Source organism: Zhenhengia sp., from assembly GCF_046966505.1.
GTDB classification, from domain to species: Bacteria; Bacillota; Clostridia; order Lachnospirales; family Cellulosilyticaceae; genus Zhenhengia; species Zhenhengia yiwuensis.
Map to the genome: position 1 here is coordinate 338,283 of NZ_JBKVCH010000001.1, position 19,400 is coordinate 357,682.

Genomic DNA, 19,400 nt, shown 5'->3' on the forward strand with positions numbered 1-19,400 from the left:
AATTTCTCTAACAAATTTACTTCATTTGCTCTAGCTGATTTATAATGCCACGCTTGATATTTTCTAAAGATGTACGTTCCAGTGTGCAATGATGCATGAGCTCATAAGCTAAAACCGCTTGATAAAATAACATATCAAATCCATTAAGTGTTAAACATCCCTTTTCTTTTGCTTCCTTAAGAAAGCATGTCTCGTCTGGATTATAAATTAAATCCACAGCAATCTTAGCCGTTTTAAGCAAGGTGCCTGTACATTTTGGTATTTGATTTTCTAATTTTCCCATACCTACTCCTGTTGTTTGAATCACATAATCAATAGGTACTTTAGGTAGTTCTTCTTCACTATATACTTCTATCTTATTATAATCTTGTTCTTCAAAATGCTCTTTAAGGAGCTGTGCATTGGCCTTTGTACGGTTAAAAACATGAACACTCTTAGCCTTATCCATAACACTTACTACACTGGCATAGGCTGCTCCTCCACTTCCAATGATTGCTACATTTTTATTTTCATAATCTAAATGGTGACATTCTAATGCCATTCTTAGCCCCATAGCATCTGTGTTATAGCCTTTATAGCCTGTCTCGGTACTTACAAGTGTATTGACTGCCCCTACCTTCTTAGCCATTTCATCTAATGCTTCTACATACTCCATAACTTCTTTTTTATGAGGCATCGTCACATTTAACCCCTTTATATTCAGAGCACGTGCTCCCTTAATCGCTTCCTCTAAATGTGCTGATTCTACTAAAAACGGGACATAGTCTAAAGCTTGTCCCATATGTGCTGCTAATGTATCATGAATAAGTGGCGATAAAGTATGCCCTATAGGATTACCTATTACACCACATACTGCTCTCTTATTTGCCATGTTTTTCATAAAGTTTAATCACCCTTTGCTCAAGTCCCCTCTTAATCTTTGTCATCCATTCGTCCTTATCACTTACTGGCTGAACCAAAATGGTCTTAACCCCCATTCTATTTCCTCCATAAACATCTGTAAAGATTTGATCACCTACAATAGCTACTTCTTCTTTACTTAAATCCATTAACTCTAATGCACGCTTAAAACTTTTAATACGTGGTTTACCCGATTTATGGATAGCAAATACCTTTAAATTTTGGTTAAAGCGCATTACTCTATCTTCTACATTATTAGACATCAAACATATTTTAAATGTTTCATTTCTAAGTGTATTAAAAAGTTCAATAATCTCTTTTGTTGGCTCTGCTACATCATAAGGTACCAGTGTATTATCAATATCAAATATAAGTCCTTTAATACCTTCTTTTTTTAATGCTTCTAGGTCCAGTTCAAAAATAGAACCTAAATAAAGTTTAGGATAAAGCTTTCTCAACATGTTGTCATTTCCTTTCTCTATTAAAGAGGCTCTTTCTTTATAAACTTTATACTTGTAACAGCCTCCTTATTTAATGTCACTAAATATTCGTAATTATAGTATAGCTTATTATGATAATCGCGCAATACTTCTGCTGGAATATTTACACATACGTATTTGAAGTCTTTAGTCGTAGCAGGGCCTATATGAAAACTTATTTGATCCATATCCCACCTAATCGTTTCATCTTCTAACCCATAAGGTGATAAATTTAAGCTGTAGTTTTCCCTATAAGCCCTTTCATCTATTTTAATTTGCTTATAAAAAGCAGGTGCCTGCGTGAGGAATTTTACCCATTGCTCATATCCTTTTAACCAACTCCGTTCATAATTTTTAAAAAACGCTTGGTCCTTAGCTAATAAAAGAGATAAAACTTCTTTAATTTTATTCTGCTCTTTTACGCTGATTTCATCCGTATAAGCCACTTGCTCTGTAGCATGACTCACAAACGGACTGGTCTTTACTGCACTTTTCATATTGGTAGCCAGACTACTAGGTATACTTTTATCCATGACTATATCATATTTTTGTTTGATACACTTTCTATCTCCATTTGATATAGGTACCTCCATTGTCACCTCTATGGTATACTCTAAATCTATTTCTCTTGGTCTCATACTGTAAAGTTCTACAGCTCTTACGCTACCTGCTTCTAATCCTACTGTTCTCGTAACTGCTTCATTTTCTATCAATTTCTTTTGTTTTTTGTAAAGCTGCAATAATTCACCTGCATCACTTAAGCTTCGTTCTAAAGGTTGACCTAATACTTCTTCTTGTTGTGCTTTAGTATCATATACACTCATCTTTAAAACCCCAAATACAACAAGTATTAAAGATATACTAACCATTATAATAATTCTTTTTAAACCTCTATTAAAATTCTTATTAAACCCCTTAAACATTTGACTAACTCCCTACTTTCCTTCACATATAGACATTTTGCCCAACCTTCTCCCCTATAACGTCTAATTTGAATTTTTCTTAGCTTTTAAATAACCTACCTCAAGCTCATAAGGTAATGTAAAATAGTAGACCGCATTTTCTACCTTCTTTTCACAATTTGCTGCCTTCTTATTTAGTTTTAAGGTAAGATAAACCGTCTGTGAACTTAAAATACTAAAACCACTTTTAATTCTTGCAATGCTCTCTACTTCATATAAAGGCTTCGTAAGCATCTCTTCTTCTAAAATACTAAATTGTGGTTTTAATCCCTCTAAGATTTCCTGCTTTTTTATAGGTTCCATTTCTTCAATTGACCTTTTAATCCCTTTATCAATTGTCCCCAATGTCTTTTTAATCTTTTCTAGGTTGACTAAATCCTTTTTTAAAGGATTAGATACATCTTGCATATTATAGGGATGCGTCCGGCTTTCTACTTCTAGCACAAGCTCTTGACTCTCTCGATCTCCTTGAATTATATATTTAGGCTTGACCTGATTACTTTGATAAAAATACCCATCTTTGGACTGCGTATGAAATAAACTCTTTGTTACTTCCATGCAAGTCTTGGCTGTATAATACAAATCACAGTACTCCTCTTGCCATTCAGATAAAACCTTAAAAACTTCTTCCTCCTGCATCAATTCATAACCACTCAACTTATTAAAGCGCCCTGCAATACGCTCTCCTTCATTAATTGCCATAGTCTCGGCTGCTAAATACGTATTGGCTGCATACTTTTTTCCCACTACTAACATCTTATAAAGATCTACCTTAGTAAATAGATAAGCAGACCAAGAAAGCATGAGTGACATAATTATAAGTGTATAGAAGAGGGTATAGCCCTTCTCATTTCTTCTCTTTATTTTCTGCTTCATGCAACCCCTCTCCTTTGCTCACTTCTTTTTATCCTCTAGCATCTTTTCTATGACCTGACTTCTATTAACGACCTCTCTTTGCTAAATGCTCCTCGTAGTTCCTTTCCTTCTATCACTCCATACTTCTCTACTGCATGACTACATACGTTTTAAGTATCTTATGCTCCTCATTTTCTTGTTTCGTCACGGCTTCCATTAATATATAACGTGAATCTTTACCAGGTTTTTCCTCTAGCAGTTTAATCATTAGTAGTGGACTTCCTTCTTCCACTGTAAAACGTATGCCATCCAATCCCTTTACATCTCCTACTAAACCTAGAATAATCTTACATGGTGTATGATTAATCCACTCTATATCAAGATTTCTACCCTCTAAGTAGTCTATCCCTTCCCAAATTATAAAAATGGGTTGCACTTCGTTTAAATCTAGAACTTTTGCATTAACTTCTATATGCACTTTATCTCCCCCTAAAGCTACTTCTAAGTCAATCAACTCTCTTGCTTGTTCTATTACTTCACCCTGTGTAATCATAACTGGCCTAAGGGATGTAGATTGTAATGCAATTCCCTCATAATATGAAGGTGTAGCTGCTTTATTACTTGTTCTTCTAAGTGTTAGCGCTCCCTCATCATACAATCTTTTAAAAATCTCTAAGTCAAATACCTCTCCCGATGTAAAATGTACACCCTTTTCAATCTGCTCCCACGTAAGTGTTGTTCCCACTGGAATGTCTTCCATAAGAATACAGTGATATTCATAACGTTGTACTTGCTCTTCTCTGCTATCCACATAATCCTTAAGTATATCTGGTGTTATATACTCTCCCTTTTGTATAGACCTAAGCATAGTTTGCAGTACTTCTTTTCCATATAGAGTAGCTTCTTCAGCCTCCTTCAACTTTTGATAAGATCTTATAGTATAATACATACCCATACTAAAAATTTGTATAACACTCATTATAATTCCTAGACTTACAACAACTTCTAAATAGCTAAAACCTTTATACTTTTTTGTCCCTACCTTCATCCTTATCTCCCTCTAAACGTAGTACAAAAGTTAAATCTGACTTAACCATTGGCTGATCTAAGTTAGTCATTAAAATCTTTTGTAAATTAGAAGCACCCGTTACTCTGAGTAAGTTCTGAACGATTTCGTAAGATTCATAAAAAGTACTCTCATAAGTAATCTGGTAAACTTCTTCCCTAAGTGTTAGTACTCCATCATCCTTAGCTCTACTATTCTGCCTTGTTACTTGTAGATTTTTAATAGGATAACGACTTAAAAAGGTGCGTAATCTTTCAGTCCCTATATAATCTGTCTCATAACTTAAAAACTCTTTTTCATAGCTTTTGATTTGTAAATTCAGTACAGCTTCATAGGCTATGGTCTCTTCATAATGCTTCTGCTGCCTCATATAGTCCTCATAGTATTTCTGCTGCATATCTGCCTGTCTCTGAATCTCCATAAGCTCTCTTAACTGAAAGGGAAACATTCCCCCAAAATATATACCTACTAATATTCCATAAACAGTCACTAATCCTTTACGACATCTTATACTACTCAACATATTTCACTCCCCTAGTCTATCTCTATCCAAATAGTAAAGAGTAGCTCTTCTTTTTGATCACTACTTATGGTATCAAATGTTATCTCTTTGAAATGAGTTATTTCTTTTATCCAATCTATATAGTCTAAGAGATTTTCTCTATAACCTGTATATCCCTTCATCTCTAATGTCTTATTTTCTTGATTTAAGTCATATCCCTGTATATGTAGGGCATTTGTATGTGCTGATTTTAAGTACTCCAAATGTCTTAGTGTCTGCAATTTCTCATTTTGTAATTTTATGTTAGTATTCTCTAAGTCCTTCAAATGCTTTTCCTGCTCCAGTATACGTTCTTCCATCTCTACCATACTTTCATAGCTTCCTTGTTTAAGGAACTGACTAATTATCCCTAACTGTTTCGTAATCTGTTCTCTTTTAAGTGTAATCGAAAGACTCATAGCTAGGCTTATAAGGCTCATGGCTAGTAATAACCTAAAGGCTATCTTCTTATTTCGCTGCTTAACATAGTATTTCTTATAGGGTATAGGTACGAGATTCATGCCTTTTTCCTCCCTCGCTCATTTGATGAATTAATCCTATTAAACCGATATAGTTTAACGGACTAGGGCTTAATATGTCCTCAATCTTCTTATTTAACAAACTACAAACTTCTTCCACAACCTCTTTGTTCATATCCCTCTCATACTTATCATTTGCCTGAAGATAAAGCAGCTCTTTTAATTCTCCTCTATTTTCATAAGGATACATAAACTGAATCACTTTAAAAATTTCCCATGCTTCATTCTTTTGTCCTTCTACATTTTTTCTTATTATATGTTCATAAACACATTGGTCAGCTTCATAGAAAATGACATGCCACACCTCTTCTTCTGAGCACAATAGACAATAATGCCCTTCTCTTTTTAGATCTCTTATAACATAAGGTAAGGTATCTCCTAAAGTTGTAATGATGAGTGTATGAAACCCTAAATCCTCTAACCAAAATGTAAACGGAACTAGAAATGTATGGTCTATTCCTCTAATCTGATATCTTTGATACACCCTATCTAACTGCATTCTACACATTTCATAATCTATAGTAGATGTATCTGCAGCTAGGGGTAAAAACTGTGCCTTATTTGTTTCAATATACTCTTTAATTTGTGGATTGATAAAACAAGGCACCTTGATCGTACGTCTTATAACAGCATAAGAAGGTAAAAGAATCCCTATTTTATTGCCTTTAAATTTTTTCTGGCAGAGGATTTGTTCTAACTGAGTTTTCAGATCATTATGCTCTTCAAATTCTCCATTTAAATGCAGTGGTTTCTCCAAATCTATTGAGAGCTTTCTTTCTAAATGACAATGTATGCCTTTTTTTCTAACATTAATCAGCTTTATTTTTTCTCCCATTAATGCTAAACCGATATAATACCCCATAGACCCTCCTTCTATAACTTGTAACGCAAATCTAACTTTAATTGATCTTCTAAATAGGTACCTGTCTCATTAAATACAGTAAGATTTAAAATAAGATAGTCATCTTTTACATCCAACTTTATTTTTAAATCATTATTAATTAAAGTTTGCCTTTGAAAACTAATTTTAAACAGTTTTTCTTCATTTTCTTGTTTTTTGCTTGAATTTTCTTTTAACTCAATTCTTGTTGTTACACTTTCCTTTTTTTTATACATTTCGTAAGGCATATAATAATCTATATAATATAAAAAGTAATGTGTATAATCCCCTTCCATTATGGGCTTTTTACTATGCTTTTCATATTTACAGCTACTCAATGATTTTAAGTTATCTGCTGATTCCCCTATATAAATACATAGATGTGCAGCCTCCTCATATTGCTCTTCAAAGGTACGCATAACTTGATTCATAGCAAGTCTAAGCTCCTGTTTCTCTTTCGTCTTAATGTAAAACTTCGTTCCCGTTCCTATAAACTGTAGTGCACAACAAAAAAAGAAGCTACTTAATACTAATGTTAGCATTACCTCTAAAAGCGTCATACCCTTCTCTTTTCTTTTACCCTGCATTGGCATCTTGCTCCTTCTCACATCTTACCCTACACCCCTTTCCTACTGTAGAACTATTACCTAAATAACTTCAAAATATACTTTCGCACTCCTACTTTTTTATATTTTTCTTAAAAACACAAAAAGCCACCCCAAGTATACTCTCCCCCTTAAAATAAGAGCATAACTTAGGATGGCTTTTTATAATGTGGCAATTCTTTGATTAAAAGGCTTAAACAGCATTTATTAACCATTTAGAGCTAACCATCAGGTGCGACATCAGGGCTTACTTCGCTTTGGCTGCATGGTCAGTATTCTCTAAGTGAAAGGGATGCATACTGCATGTATCACTGCAAGTGTCCTGAGTCAGCTAGCCTAGTCTTAGGATTACCTTAAGCTTACCTTGAGGCTTGCAATTTATAGTTATTAAATGTGGCTTAAAAAGGTTTATCAAAGAATATATATGCCGCATGGAACTCAGCTGCCACCACCAAGCCTGCGGTACCCAGAAATCCACTTTGTCTTTTAGAAGGGGGACTAAAATATCAAAATAGATTTCTAGTGGCATAGATAGATGAGCTGATCTAGAATGGGCTCGTCTATCTACACTTTTATATTTATTTTTAAGTAACACTTAACCTTATACCTTATATATACACCTTATAAACTCTAAATGCTAGTAAAATTTTAAAAATTTTTAAATTCTATCAAATTAGATAAAAGTAAAAATGAAATTAGGTTTAAAAAGCCTATAGTATTTTTCAAATCTCTTCTTCCACATTAAAAAAGTAGATTTATAGGAAACCCTTAAAATCTACTTAAAATTTTATTTTATACCATCCATAAATTCATATACCAGCTAATTAGACTTTCTCCATAAAAGAGACTAATGAGTGCCCCAATACTTAAAAAAGGCCCAAAACAAAATTCCAAACTTTCTTTGTTACGTCTATACAGCACGAAACCATAAATAGAACCTACTACGGAACCAATTAAAAGTGTTAAGAATACTAAACTTGGAGATGTAAAGAGTCCAATCATCCCTAGATATCTTACATCTCCATACCCCATACCTTCTTTCTTCAAAATCCATAAACATAGATAAAACACTAAGGCTACGACACCATAACCTACCATTCCACCTAATAGACTCCGAATGAGAATGCTCCAATCTTGATGCAAATACGCTAAGGCACCTTTTCCAACAATGGCCACAATACTACCCACTACAATAATACATGTCGGTAAAATCATGTATTTCCAATCCATTAAAGTTAAAATAAATACCACCGTTATAAAAACATAACTTAATACAACTTCTATACTCCATCCAAAACACCAAAAACTATACACATAAGCACACGCAAGAAGTCCATTGAGAAAGGTATATTGATAAAGTTTAAAAGAGGTACTTTCATCATTTGGCATATATACACCTACCAAACTCCCTATAATGAATCCTATAATCCAAATAAAAATGCCCATTATTCCATTCATTTTTATACTTATTCTACTTTCGGTGTATTCTCATCTTTGCCTGTACTTTCACTCTCTTCTGGATACATTCCTAATGTTTCAGTACTCTTACCAGTCCATCCTTTTATACTATCTGGTAGGTCTGCTTCATCAGGTGCATATATAGCTTTTATTTGCTTTGATGAAACATCTTGCCATACAGCATAGGCACCTTTTAGTCCTTCTAACATCTCCTCTAAGCCATCACTTCTAAATCCTTCATCTTTAATTTCAGTAAAAAATGTAGGATTTTCTGCATACATAGCTGTGGCTGCCCTACCTATCGTTGCAGCTGCAACACGGTTATTAGATATCTTTGCTTTATTGATATAGCCTACTAACGATGGTGCCATCATAGCAACCAGTATACCAATAATTGCAATAACAACAATCATTTCAACCAAAGTAAATCCCTTCTCGTTCTGCTCTTGCTTTTTTACATTTTTTTTCATTCATTGTACCTCTCTTTTTTATTAAAATAGTAAATGCTTATTTATTCTAACTATGGCTACATACCTATAGTAAGATTCTTGCTTTACATCCTCCCCTTATACTTAATCCATACTATATGAAATTTTCATCAATTCCTCCATAGTTGTACTTCCTTCTAATACCAGTTGTTTCATATTATCATGTAACAAAGTCGTTCCCTGCGTTCTTGCATATTCTCTTATTTGCTCAACTTTTTTACCTTCATTAATCATTTGTTTCACATGACTATTCACATGAATAATTTCATATAGAGCTGTCCTACCTTTATAACCTGTAAAACCACAAGTTTGGCACCCCTCTGCTCTGTAGAGTCTTTTGGGCTCTACTAAATTTAATTTTTTCATTTCTTCTACTGTACTCATGTAGGCTGTTTTACAATAGGGACATATTTTTCTAACAAGCCTTTGTGCAATAACTCCCATAAGAGAAGCTGAAACCATATAAGGTTCAACACCCATATCTATTAAACGAACAATTGTACTTGCTGCATCGTTTGTATGAAGTGTACTAAATACTAAATGCCCTGTAATAGCTGCACGTGTAGCAATAGCAGCTGTCTCTGCATCACGAATTTCCCCTAACATAATGACATCTGGGTCTTGCCTTAAAACAGAACGCAAACCACTAGCAAAGGTAAGACCTGCTTTAGGATTAATTTGCACCTGATTAATACCCACTATTTCTTTTTCTACTGGATCTTCGAGTGTAATAATATTATCTACACCTTGATTACGCTCACTTAAAACAGTATATAGCGTTGTAGATTTTCCACTACCTGTAGGGCCTGTTACTAAAATAATGCCATTAGGACTTTGTATAATTTGATTAAAAAGCTTTTTATCAGACACAGATAATCCTAACTGATCTATTGTAGTTATTGTGTTATCTTGTACATTCAAAATTCTTAGAACAGCTTTTTCACCATGTATGGTAGGAAGTACAGATACACGTACATCGACCTTTTCTCCATTTTTTATGAATTCAAAACGTCCATCTTGAGGAATTCTTTTTTCTGCAATATTTATATTTGCCATAATTTTAATTCGAGTTATAAGGTCACTGTGAGAACTTTTATGAATAGTTATCTTTTCATAAAGTACTCCATCTATACGCATACGTACACGCGTCTGCTCTCTTCCTGGTTCAATATGAATATCACTTGCTCCTAATTTCAAGCCTTGCTCAACAATGCCATTAACTACTTTAATAATAGGGGCATTCTTAATTTCTTCGTCAGTCTTATTATATACATCTACTTTAGGAAGTTTATTTATGCTACTCTCCTGTTTTAGTTGTTCCACTGCCATAAAAGCTTGTCTGCCACTATAATAATATTTTATAACATCCTCAATATCTGCCTTTGTACACATTACTGCCTTAACTTCTAAATGTGTTAATAAGCGAATCTCTTCAAGGGCATAAAGATTAAGAGGATTAGTCATGCCTACAGTGAGTATATGTGCATTTCTTTCAATAGGTACTACCTCATATTTCCTAACGACTTTTTCATCTAGTAAGTTAATAACCTCTTGATCTATGGGACACCTTTTTAGACTCTTATATGGTATTCTAAAATATCTTGCTAAAGACTGAGTAATCTCTTTATCAGTAACATAATCAAGACTAACAAGCCAATCTTTTATAGGTCTATTCAAATCAAACTTTTGCTGTAACTTTATGGCTTCTTCTAATTGATTTCTTGTAATAAGTTTATCTGCTACAAGTATTTCCTCTATCCTCAAATCTTGATTCATTCTCTACTCCTTAATCATTACTGCAAATTCCTTATATAGTTTTTAATCTGCTATTATCCAATACTCCCCATCATTTCATACATTGGTGGTAAAATAGCACTTATAATAGTAGCCACTATAATCCCTAGAATCATAATCATACTAGGTTCTAATAGAGTAACCATCTTCTGTACTGCAGACTCTGCCTCCTCATGATAAAAAGCAGCTGCCTTATAAAGCGCCTTTTCTAAACTTCCAGACTCTTCTCCTATCAAAATCACACTCGATAGCATAAGTGGAAAAACATCTACTTGCCTTATGGCATTCGATAAAGCAACACCTTTAGTTACCTCTTGTTTTACATGATTTAACTTACTATGAATATACATATTATTCATAATCCCTTGTACAGTATCTAAAATACTGATTAAGGACATTCCTGATGCATAAAGTGTAGCAGTTGTCTCTGCAAATCTAGCACTTAGTATAATGATATTTAACCTCCCTATAATAGGCAGAGTTAACTTCATTTGATCAATCCATTGCTTAAAACTTTTCATTTTAAAAAGTAGACTAAAAGTTCCTAGTAAAATGACATTGATTAAAAGGATAACGCCCCAGTAATTTTCTATTCCATTGCTTATAGCCATGAGTAGCTGTGTACTAAAAGGTAATTCCCCATAATCTGCAAACATCTCTACAAAAGTAGGCACTACTAAAAGCAGTAGTATTAATATTACTAAAAAAGAGATAACTCCTAAAATAATCGGATAAGCCATAGCATTTTTCACCTTATTTTGAAGCTTATTCTCACTCTCATAATGTTTAGCCATTCTTTCTAGTATTAAGTCTAATGTACCACTTTCTTCTCCACACCTAATCATACTAATTAGTAAATTAGGAAATGCCCTTTTTTGAAGTTTTAAACTCCGAGAAAATTCAATTCCTTTTTGCAGATCTTCATATACATTTTGTAAAATGTTTTTAAATTTAAACTCTTTTTCCTGCTGATACAAAATATATATGCACTTAATTAATGGTATATCTGATCCTAGCATAATAGCTAACTGTCTACAGAATATCGTTAATTGTTTTACAGAAATCCTATATTCTTTTATAAATGTTTTATGATTAGTTTCTCGGTAAGAAAGACAATAAATTTGTTTTTGTTGCAAGTAATTAAAAAAGGCTTCGCTGTCTTCTGCCTGCAGACTCCCCTTATACATATTCCCCTTACTATCTTTTGCCTTATATGTGAATAGCTTCACTTTTCTCCCTTCTCTTCTCTTAAAATTCATATTTAATTTAATTATTACATAATTCTAACAATATTATTCAAATCATTCATAAAAATAAAAATAATTTTTATCATTAAGTAAAAATACCACTGATCTTAAATTTATCAGCGGTATTTTTCAGTTTATGTATTATAATGCTCTCCTAATATCCCTTACCTAGTATACAAAAGAGAGGTAATACCTTAAGGGTACTACCTCTCTTTTGTATACTATATGTGTACTATCTCTATTTCATGTGAATCTCACATGTTTTTTTAGATTTAATACAATTCTTATTTTTGCATTGCTTCTTGGATTGCAACAGCTACTGCTACTGTAGCACCTACCATTGGGTTGTTACCCATACCGATAAGTCCCATCATCTCTACGTGAGCTGGTACTGAAGAAGAACCTGCAAATTGTGCATCTGAGTGCATTCTTCCCATTGTATCTGTCATACCGTATGAAGCAGGACCTGCGCCCATGTTATCTGGGTGAAGTGTACGTCCTGTACCACCGCCTGAAGCTACTGAGAAGTATTTTTTACCTTGTTCAATACATTCTTTTTTATATGTTCCAGCTACTGGATGTTGGAAACGTGTTGGGTTAGTAGAGTTACCTGTGATAGATACGTCTACACCTTCTAAGTGCATGATTGCAACACCTTCACGAACATCGTCAGAACCATAGCAACGTACTTTAGCTCTTTCACCAGTTGAGTAAGCTGTTTCTTTAACGATACTTACTTTACCTGTAGCGTAGTCGAATTGTGTTTGAACATATGTAAATCCGTTAATACGAGAAATAATATGAGCAGCATCTTTTCCAAGACCATTTAAGATAACTCTTAAATCTTCGCTACGAACTTTGTTTGCTGAACGAGCGATACCAATAGCACCTTCTGCAGCAGCGAAAGATTCGTGACCTGCTAAGAATGCGAAACATTTAGTTTCTTCTCTAAGAAGCATAGCTCCTAAGTTACCATGACCAAGACCTACTTTACGATCATCAGCTACTGAACCTGGGATACAGAAAGCTTGAAGACCTTCACCGATTGCTTCAGCTGCGTCAGCTGCTAAAGTACAACCTTTTTTAATTGCGATAGCTGCACCTACTACGTAAGCCCAACATGCATTTTCGAAAGCGATTGGTTGGATTTCTTTTACAAGGTTGTAAGCATCTACACCTTTTTCATCACAAATAGCTTTTGCTTCATCTAAGTCTTTAATACCGTATTGGTTTAATACAGCATTGATTTGGTTAATTCTTCTATCATAAGATTCAAATAATGGCATATTACTGCACCTCCTTCTTACTCGTGTCTTGGGTCGATTTGACGAGCTGCGTCATCGAATCTTCCGTATTGACCTGTAGCTTTTTGCATTGCTTCTGCTGGTTCCATACCTTTTTTGATCATATCCATCATTTTACCAAAGTGGATGAATTGGTAACCGATGATTTCGTTGTTTTCATCAACACCGATTTTTGTTACATAACCTTCAGCCATTTCAAGGTATCTTGGTCCTTTAGCTGTTGTTGCGTACATTGTACCAACTTGGCTACGAAGTCCTTTTCCTAAGTCTTCAAGACCAGCACCGATTGGAAGACCACCTTCAGAGAAAGCTGTTTGAGTTCTTCCGTATACGATTTGAAGGAATAATTCTCTCATTGCTGTATTGATTGCATCACATACTAAGTCAGTATTTAATGCTTCTAAGATTGTTTTACCAGTTAAGATTTCTGCTGCCATCGCTGCAGAGTGTGTCATACCTGAACAACCAATAGTTTCAACTAATGCTTCTTCAATGATACCGTTTTTAACGTTTAATGTTAATTTACATGCACCTTGTTGTGGAGCACACCAGCCTACACCGTGTGTAAGACCACTAATATCTGTAACTTCTTTAGACTGAACCCATCTTCCTTCTTGTGGAATTGGAGCTGGTCCGTGATTAGGTCCTTTTGCAAGAGGACACATTTGTTCTACTTCATGTGAGTACATCATCGCTATGACTCCTTTCTACTCAAACGATTTAAAGACTTGCTTTAAATCAAATTTTTAACAACCATCCCTATTGTATAATCGTATAAGAAAGATGTCAATATGTTAGTCTTTTTACAAGAGAGGTCGCAATATAGCAAATAGTCATAACAACTACAATGGTTGCACCTGCGGAGGTTCCTAATACATAGGCAAGCCATAGGCCTACAAGTCCACTGAAAAGCGCGAAAAAGATAGAATAAAGATGATACTGTCTCATATTACGTGCTACATTGCGGCTGATAGCCCCTGGTAAAATAAGAAAAGCATTAATGAGCATGACACCGATCCAAGGAATACATAAAACAACTACAACTGCTACAATACAAGTAAAAAACATTTGAAGTCTAAGGGTATGAATAGCTCTGCTATTAGCTAAAGATACATTCAGACTTGTAAGAACCAAATCATTAAAAATAAAATACCAAAATACAAGAACCACTATACTTACTAAAATAAGTATCCTTAAATCTTCAAGCTGAATACTTAATAAATCTCCTATGAGATAATGTGTATACTGATTGAAGTTACCATTTCTTGAAAGCAACATAGTACCTAATGCTACTGTTCCAGCAGAAAAAATACCGATAATCGTATCTGTTGTTTCTTGATGCTTATAACTAAAGTAAGCAATAAGCATACCTAGTATAACTGCTAAAATAAGCATGGATAAAGTATGACTAGAAAAACCTAATAAAACGCCAATACCTATTCCTGTTAAAGCACTATGCCCTATAGCATCTGAGAAAAAAGCCATTTTTTGATTAACAACCATTGTACTCAGTAATCCTAGCATTGGTGCTGCAATCAAAATCCCTAAAAAAGCATTTTTCATAAACTCCATACTTAAGAAGTCAAAGGGAAATAAAAAATCTATAAGATTATAAAGAATTTCTGTCATCTTATACGGCCTCCTACATAAAGTTGTTTCTGATTAACTGCTTCTTCTCTTACTTCTTCAGGCTTCCCAATAGCTAACACCTTTTTATTCAGCAGCACCGCTTGATCACAAATGTGTTCTAAAGCTTCAATTTCGTGAGTAATCAGTACAATAGCCATATGATATTTAGATTTTAAATCATGTACTGTCTCATAAAAGAGCTTCTGACCATTCACATCTACTCCAGAAATAGGTTCATCTAAGAGAAGCAAATCTGGCTTTGGCTGAAGGGCAAGGGCTAAAAGTACACGTTGTAGCTCTCCACCTGAAAGTAAACCTATTTTACGGTCAATAGCATAATCTAACTTCACTTCTTTTAAAGCTTTAAGTACTTCTTCTCTAAAAGATGTATTCATTTTAGCCCATATAGGTCTTTTCTGCATACAGGCAGTAAATAAATCTAAAGTTGTAAGAGGTGTCGTGCGGTCAAAGTTCAGATGCTGTGGCACATACCCAATAATAGGTCCATGTGTTTTTTTCTCATTCTTATGGATGTGCTGTTTAATCTCTCCTGTATAATGCATCTCACCAAGCAAAGTCCTAAAAAGTGTTGTTTTACCCGCGCCGTTAGGTCCTACAATAGCCGTAATCTCATTACAATGCAGATGAAGATTAATATGGTCCAATAAAGTCATACCTTCTTTGCAAACTGTTACATCTCTAAGTTCTGTACAGCAAAATTTACACTCATTCATTCATTAAACGCCTCTTTCAATATCTCTATATTTTTTTTCATACGTACTACGTATTCAAACTCTTCTATACTACTTTGTATACCTGACTCCTGTCCATTTACAAGTGCATCTATTACATAGATTTGACAAGGCATTTCGTTTTGAAGCATTTTTAGTATGGCTAAATCCTGATTTTTAGCCTCTGTCACGATCACCTGTACATTTTCTTCTTGCATATGCTCCACTAAATGTTCAATTTGTTTAGCTGAAGCATTTTCATAACTGCCTTCTGGAATAGTCTCTACCACATCTATACCTAAATCCTCTAGCATGTAAGTAAATGCGTCATGTACGCTAACTACTTTTAAGTTTTCCCCCTCTCCCTTAAAATCCTCTTTAACAGTCTGCTCTAGTTCTCTTAAGGCATTCATATAAGCTGTAGCATTCTCTTGATAAACTTTGGCATAAGCAGGGTCAATGGCCATAAGTTCTTTAGTAATTTCTTCAATCTGCATAATAGATCCTTCTATACTTAACCATATGTGGTCATTCACTGTGCCATGGTCATGGTCATGATTATGATGACTATGTGCTTCTTCCTCATGTAAATCTTCCTCCGATGTATGTACATCTTCACCTGCTAGGAGCTTTTGTTCAATCTCATGACTCGCCTCTATAATTTTCAAATCTTGATTTTGTTTATAGGCCTTTTCAATAAAATTCTCACTGCCAAGGCCATTCGTCACCAGTACATCTGCATCATATAATTTTTTAGCATCTTGTACTGTAAGCTGATAATCATGAAGACATCCTACTGTCTGACTCGCCATATTCACAAGTGTATGAGGCGTGTTTTTCATAATTTCTTTTGTATGCATATACATAGGATAAAAGGATGTAACGACGGTTAGCGATTCGCCTGAATCTTCTACAACATTCCCATGTCTTACCTGATATTTATAACCAATAAAAAGTATGTATATAAGTATACATATTGTTATTATAACGTTTTTTTTCTTCATCTCTTAAACTACTCCTTTCGTATCGTACTTAATCTTATTATAGTTAATTGAGAATAAAAATCAATATAAAAAGTTCAGAATGTAAAAACTCTGAACTTTTTATGCTTTACTTCACTCTATAGATGTTAGCTTCCTTGGTGCTCTTAATATGACTTCTACCTGTACAAACACTCATTTGACCACTATCAAAAAGGTAAGGTAATAAACTTAATTTTTCATCTAAATCTTTTAAATTACATTTTACAATTTCTTTTTGCAGTTTTAAAAGCTTTTCTGGCTTTATCCCTAATAAAATCATTTTTTCAATTTGAATTCCTTTTTCTAAAGGATTACCAATAAAATTAAGTTGATTCTGAACCTGAGAAAGGGCATCAATACGTGCTATATTTAGCGCTTCTTCATCTAGCTCTTTCCTTAACACAGAGGATAAAACTGTAATATGCTTAATAGAAGCTAGAATATCTGGATCACGATAGGTGTAAAGAATAAGATTGTTAGGATAGCTTGCAATCATGGTACTACCATAAGCGCCTTGCTCTAGGCGGATATGTGGACGTAAATATTGATTCGTAATGTAAGAAGCCATCACATAATCTTTGCCATCTAATTGATCCTGCCCTTTATCGTAGCTAAAGAGTAAATAATCTACAGGTGTATTTTTATAATATATGTTAAGGTTCGCCGATTTTATGAAACTATATTCCATTTCTACATTTTTTTCTACAGGATTGGCTTTAAAATAGTTCTCATATTTTTTAAGCTGTTCTTGATTAAAGCTCTTATCCCCCTGTATACCTATTACACTGCCTTCTACAGGTTTTGTTTTACCAGCAATCTCTTTAATAGCCTCTATATAAGCTGTTGAATGACTATTCTTCATGTATGCACAATAGGTATAAAGAGGATAGTGGGTTTCAAACAAATAACGTTTATATCCGCTTTGACTAGAAGTATTAAGCCATTTAAGTGTACCTAACACATCACTAGAAAACTGCTCTTTAAAACGGTTCATAAAACCTTGAAGTTGCGCCTCATACCACACTGCATCTTTCTCTAAAAGTGCTTCATTCACCTCATTAAAGGTTTTCATAATATCTTGATCTTGATTGCTAATGACACTTATCTTCAAATAAGGGCAAAGTTTTTCCCTTTCCACTGCCATCACATCAATATCCATCACTTCTTCAAAAGGTGTTCTTTCACTAGCCGCCTTCCCTAAAAATTCACTGTATAAAAACAAAGCAGGTAACTCTTCTTGCGGCACAGAATCTGTAGGTAAATAAAGCGTTGTACGTTTTAAAGCTCCGTTACTTTCCGTTACAATATATTTAATGTGCTCTTTCTCATAAATCTTATAAGGAAGCACTTCTTCTACCATTAATGATTTAAGGGATATATCCGGTAATGGTAAGTGCTTAGTCTCTTGCTGCCAAGTTCCTATTTTACCAATAAGTTCCTGCCAATCTTCCTTTTCTTCTTGAGAAGGTGTCTTAAGTCCTGCCACATCTATGGATTTAGGAAGCAAATAGATGGTCATTGTGGGGCTTTCTAAAATTTCTGTTTTATAACTATCTGAAATAGTTTCTATTTCATTAATATACGCTCTATCTGTAAAGTAGTAATCACTAGATTTATCATGTGCCCATGCATCTAAAAAAGTTTGTGAAATCTCTATACCTCTGATAGTGGATTCATCTTCCCTGCACGCAATCAGTTTATTTTTTGCAATAATATCTTTTTCTATTTCAAGATTTTTAGGAGCTTTACAAACTCCCTCTAAAGTCTCTTCTAATATTTGTTCATACTCTTCCATATGTGCTTGAGGTATATCCAGCATGACAATAGAGTAGGATGGATATTTTAAATCATTATCTTTTACAATTTGAACTTTTGGAACACCTCTGGCTTTCATGGTCTTCATGAAATAGGACTGTTCATCTACGAGATAACTACTTACCCATAGATCCATCTCTAACATTTCTTTACTTGTTAAATCTCTTTCAATCACAAAACTTTTAATCAGATACCCACTGCTTCCTTGACTGTTAAAATAACATATTTTCTTAGGCACATCTAGAGTAGGCATTACATTAACATCAATCACTTTATCCGTTAAGACAAAAGATTTAAAACTCTCATCTATCTCTTCTAATACTTCTCCTATATTTAAGTCTCCATAAAGTACAATCATCATATTCCCAGGATAATAAAAGTTTTTATAAGTCTCTACAAAATTTTCATATGTTAACTCTGGAATAAATGCTGGATCACCACCACTATCATGCTCATAATGAGTTCCTTCATATAAACTTTGTCTAATAGCTCTAAAAATCTGTCTACCTGAATCAGTACTTGCACCCTTCATTTCATTATATACCACGCCTCCATATTGATTGGTAGTAGGATTATAATGGAAAGATTCTTCATAAAAACTATAGGGATTCTCAAGCATTTTAGGATTTAAGATACTATCTAGATAAATAGACATTAGTGTTTTAAAACAAGCTTTATGTGAGGTTGCAAAAGGAAACATGGTCATATCTGAACTCGTCATAGCATTCATAAATAAATTAGGATATTTACTACTTGCATCAAAAAAAAGTGTAGAAGACGGATAAGACTTAGAACCTGTAAAAAGGGTATGTTCAATAATATGATTTACCCCCGTATTATCTGTAGTAGGCGTTTTGACACCTAAGGTAAAACTCATATTAGGATCTTCATTCTCTACCCATACTAATCTAAGTCCCGTATCCTTATGCCTATACTCATGCAATATATCCTGACCACAGTTTCTCTTACTCGTTTCTACAAAAGCTGTAGATTTTGCTCCTACAGGCAAGAAGTAGATGAAAAAAATAAGTCCTATTAACCCCAATAAAATATTTAATTTTCTCTTTTGCATGGCGCCATCTCCT

19 protein-coding genes are annotated in these 19,400 nt (G+C 34.0%); all 19 read right to left on the minus strand.

Features of this window, described 5'->3' with window-relative positions; translation table 11 throughout:
• Nucleotides 1-16: 16 nt before the first annotated feature.
• The gene (gene aroE, locus ACLTBU_RS01700) at nt 17-880 is read right to left on the minus strand and encodes a shikimate dehydrogenase (RefSeq protein WP_249331337.1); all 864 of its coding nucleotides are present in this window, start codon (nt 878-880) and stop codon (nt 17-19) included.
• A complete protein-coding gene (locus tag ACLTBU_RS01705) occupies nt 861-1,361 on the minus strand; it encodes a YqeG family HAD IIIA-type phosphatase (protein WP_249331336.1) in 501 nt (166 codons plus the stop codon). The genes aroE and ACLTBU_RS01705 overlap by 20 nt, the downstream gene beginning before the upstream one ends.
• Before the next feature lie 20 nt (nt 1,362-1,381).
• Complete coding sequence (locus ACLTBU_RS01710; protein ID WP_412217193.1) at nt 1,382-2,203, minus strand: hypothetical protein; 822 nt, start codon at nt 2,201-2,203, stop codon at nt 1,382-1,384.
• A gap of 162 nt (nt 2,204-2,365) precedes the next feature.
• Complete coding sequence (locus ACLTBU_RS01715) at nt 2,366-3,217, minus strand: hypothetical protein (RefSeq protein WP_177669432.1); 852 nt, start codon at nt 3,215-3,217, stop codon at nt 2,366-2,368.
• A gap of 127 nt (nt 3,218-3,344) precedes the next feature.
• Entirely contained in the window at nt 3,345-4,244 is a 900-nt protein-coding gene (locus ACLTBU_RS01720) for a hypothetical protein (protein WP_320650643.1), read from the minus strand.
• On the minus strand, nt 4,219-4,785 hold the full coding sequence (locus tag ACLTBU_RS01725) for a hypothetical protein (RefSeq protein ID WP_177669429.1): 567 nt from the start codon (nt 4,783-4,785) through the stop codon (nt 4,219-4,221). The genes ACLTBU_RS01720 and ACLTBU_RS01725 overlap by 26 nt, the downstream gene beginning before the upstream one ends.
• Nucleotides 4,786-4,796: 11 nt before the next feature.
• On the minus strand, nt 4,797-5,324 hold the full coding sequence (locus tag ACLTBU_RS01730; RefSeq protein WP_412217196.1) for a hypothetical protein: 528 nt from the start codon (nt 5,322-5,324) through the stop codon (nt 4,797-4,799).
• Nucleotides 5,299-6,204 carry a pilus assembly protein PilM gene (pilM, locus tag ACLTBU_RS01735; RefSeq protein ID WP_412217197.1) on the minus strand — a complete coding sequence of 302 codons (906 nt, stop codon included), beginning with the start codon at nt 6,202-6,204 and terminating at the stop codon, nt 5,299-5,301. The genes ACLTBU_RS01730 and pilM overlap by 26 nt, the downstream gene beginning before the upstream one ends.
• 11 nt (nt 6,205-6,215) lie before the next feature.
• Nucleotides 6,216-6,809 carry a PilW family protein gene (locus tag ACLTBU_RS01740; RefSeq protein ID WP_320650641.1) on the minus strand — a complete coding sequence of 198 codons (594 nt, stop codon included), beginning with the start codon at nt 6,807-6,809 and terminating at the stop codon, nt 6,216-6,218.
• 810 nt (nt 6,810-7,619) lie between these two features.
• The gene (locus tag ACLTBU_RS01745; RefSeq protein ID WP_412217199.1) at nt 7,620-8,285 is read right to left on the minus strand and encodes a prepilin peptidase; all 666 of its coding nucleotides are present in this window, start codon (nt 8,283-8,285) and stop codon (nt 7,620-7,622) included.
• A gap of 8 nt (nt 8,286-8,293) precedes the next feature.
• A complete protein-coding gene (locus tag ACLTBU_RS01750; protein ID WP_412217201.1) occupies nt 8,294-8,755 on the minus strand; it encodes a type II secretion system protein in 462 nt (153 codons plus the stop codon).
• 102 nt (nt 8,756-8,857) lie between these two features.
• Nucleotides 8,858-10,549, minus strand: a complete 1,692-nt coding sequence (locus ACLTBU_RS01755; RefSeq protein WP_412217202.1) for a GspE/PulE family protein — start codon at nt 10,547-10,549, stop codon at nt 8,858-8,860.
• 53 nt (nt 10,550-10,602) lie between these two features.
• Nucleotides 10,603-11,796 (minus strand): type II secretion system F family protein, encoded by a 1,194-nt coding sequence (locus ACLTBU_RS01760; RefSeq protein WP_412217204.1) that lies wholly within the window; start codon nt 11,794-11,796, stop codon nt 10,603-10,605.
• 302 nt (nt 11,797-12,098) lie between these two features.
• On the minus strand, nt 12,099-13,100 hold the full coding sequence (locus ACLTBU_RS01765; RefSeq protein WP_177669413.1) for a GGGtGRT protein: 1,002 nt from the start codon (nt 13,098-13,100) through the stop codon (nt 12,099-12,101).
• Nucleotides 13,101-13,117: 17 nt separating this feature from the next.
• Nucleotides 13,118-13,810 (minus strand): iron-sulfur cluster assembly scaffold protein, encoded by a 693-nt coding sequence (locus ACLTBU_RS01770; RefSeq protein ID WP_177669412.1) that lies wholly within the window; start codon nt 13,808-13,810, stop codon nt 13,118-13,120.
• Nucleotides 13,811-13,904: 94 nt separating this feature from the next.
• Complete coding sequence (locus ACLTBU_RS01775; protein WP_337529787.1) at nt 13,905-14,747, minus strand: metal ABC transporter permease; 843 nt, start codon at nt 14,745-14,747, stop codon at nt 13,905-13,907.
• Nucleotides 14,744-15,481, minus strand: coding sequence for a metal ABC transporter ATP-binding protein (locus ACLTBU_RS01780; protein WP_320650639.1), 738 nt, complete (start codon nt 15,479-15,481; stop codon nt 14,744-14,746). Before ACLTBU_RS01780 ends, ACLTBU_RS01775 begins: the two co-directional genes overlap by 4 nt.
• Nucleotides 15,478-16,482, minus strand: coding sequence for a metal ABC transporter substrate-binding protein (locus ACLTBU_RS01785; protein ID WP_177669406.1), 1,005 nt, complete (start codon nt 16,480-16,482; stop codon nt 15,478-15,480). Before ACLTBU_RS01785 ends, ACLTBU_RS01780 begins: the two co-directional genes overlap by 4 nt.
• A 106-nt stretch (nt 16,483-16,588) precedes the next feature.
• Nucleotides 16,589-19,387 carry an insulinase family protein gene (locus tag ACLTBU_RS01790; RefSeq protein ID WP_412217207.1) on the minus strand — a complete coding sequence of 933 codons (2,799 nt, stop codon included), beginning with the start codon at nt 19,385-19,387 and terminating at the stop codon, nt 16,589-16,591.
• Nucleotides 19,388-19,400: the final 13 nt, after the last annotated feature.

Bases quoted from the DNA above. Each gene is read 5' to 3' on its own strand.
- ACLTBU_RS01770 (WP_177669412.1), bottom strand. From the start codon at position 13,810: ATGATGTACTCACATGAAGTAGAACAAATGTGTCCTCTTGCAAAAGGA.
- ACLTBU_RS01725 (WP_177669429.1), bottom strand. From the start codon at position 4,785: ATGTTGAGTAGTATAAGATGTCGTAAAGGATTAGTGACTGTTTATGGA.
- ACLTBU_RS01785 (WP_177669406.1), bottom strand. From the start codon at position 16,482: ATGAAGAAAAAAAACGTTATAATAACAATATGTATACTTATATACATA.
- pilM (WP_412217197.1), bottom strand. From the start codon at position 6,204: ATGGGGTATTATATCGGTTTAGCATTAATGGGAGAAAAAATAAAGCTG.
- ACLTBU_RS01755 (WP_412217202.1), bottom strand. From the start codon at position 10,549: ATGAATCAAGATTTGAGGATAGAGGAAATACTTGTAGCAGATAAACTT.
- ACLTBU_RS01750 (WP_412217201.1), bottom strand. From the start codon at position 8,755: ATGAAAAAAAATGTAAAAAAGCAAGAGCAGAACGAGAAGGGATTTACT.
- ACLTBU_RS01740 (WP_320650641.1), bottom strand. From the start codon at position 6,809: ATGCAGGGTAAAAGAAAAGAGAAGGGTATGACGCTTTTAGAGGTAATG.
- ACLTBU_RS01745 (WP_412217199.1), bottom strand. From the start codon at position 8,285: ATGAATGGAATAATGGGCATTTTTATTTGGATTATAGGATTCATTATA.
- ACLTBU_RS01780 (WP_320650639.1), bottom strand. From the start codon at position 15,481: ATGAATGAGTGTAAATTTTGCTGTACAGAACTTAGAGATGTAACAGTT.
- ACLTBU_RS01705 (WP_249331336.1), bottom strand. From the start codon at position 1,361: ATGTTGAGAAAGCTTTATCCTAAACTTTATTTAGGTTCTATTTTTGAA.
- ACLTBU_RS01775 (WP_337529787.1), bottom strand. From the start codon at position 14,747: ATGACAGAAATTCTTTATAATCTTATAGATTTTTTATTTCCCTTTGAC.
- ACLTBU_RS01765 (WP_177669413.1), bottom strand. From the start codon at position 13,100: ATGCCATTATTTGAATCTTATGATAGAAGAATTAACCAAATCAATGCT.
- ACLTBU_RS01710 (WP_412217193.1), bottom strand. From the start codon at position 2,203: ATGAGTGTATATGATACTAAAGCACAACAAGAAGAAGTATTAGGTCAA.
- ACLTBU_RS01790 (WP_412217207.1), bottom strand. From the start codon at position 19,387: ATGCAAAAGAGAAAATTAAATATTTTATTGGGGTTAATAGGACTTATT.
- aroE (WP_249331337.1), bottom strand. From the start codon at position 880: ATGAAAAACATGGCAAATAAGAGAGCAGTATGTGGTGTAATAGGTAAT.
- ACLTBU_RS01720 (WP_320650643.1), bottom strand. From the start codon at position 4,244: ATGAAGGTAGGGACAAAAAAGTATAAAGGTTTTAGCTATTTAGAAGTT.
- ACLTBU_RS01730 (WP_412217196.1), bottom strand. From the start codon at position 5,324: ATGAATCTCGTACCTATACCCTATAAGAAATACTATGTTAAGCAGCGA.
- ACLTBU_RS01715 (WP_177669432.1), bottom strand. From the start codon at position 3,217: ATGAAGCAGAAAATAAAGAGAAGAAATGAGAAGGGCTATACCCTCTTC.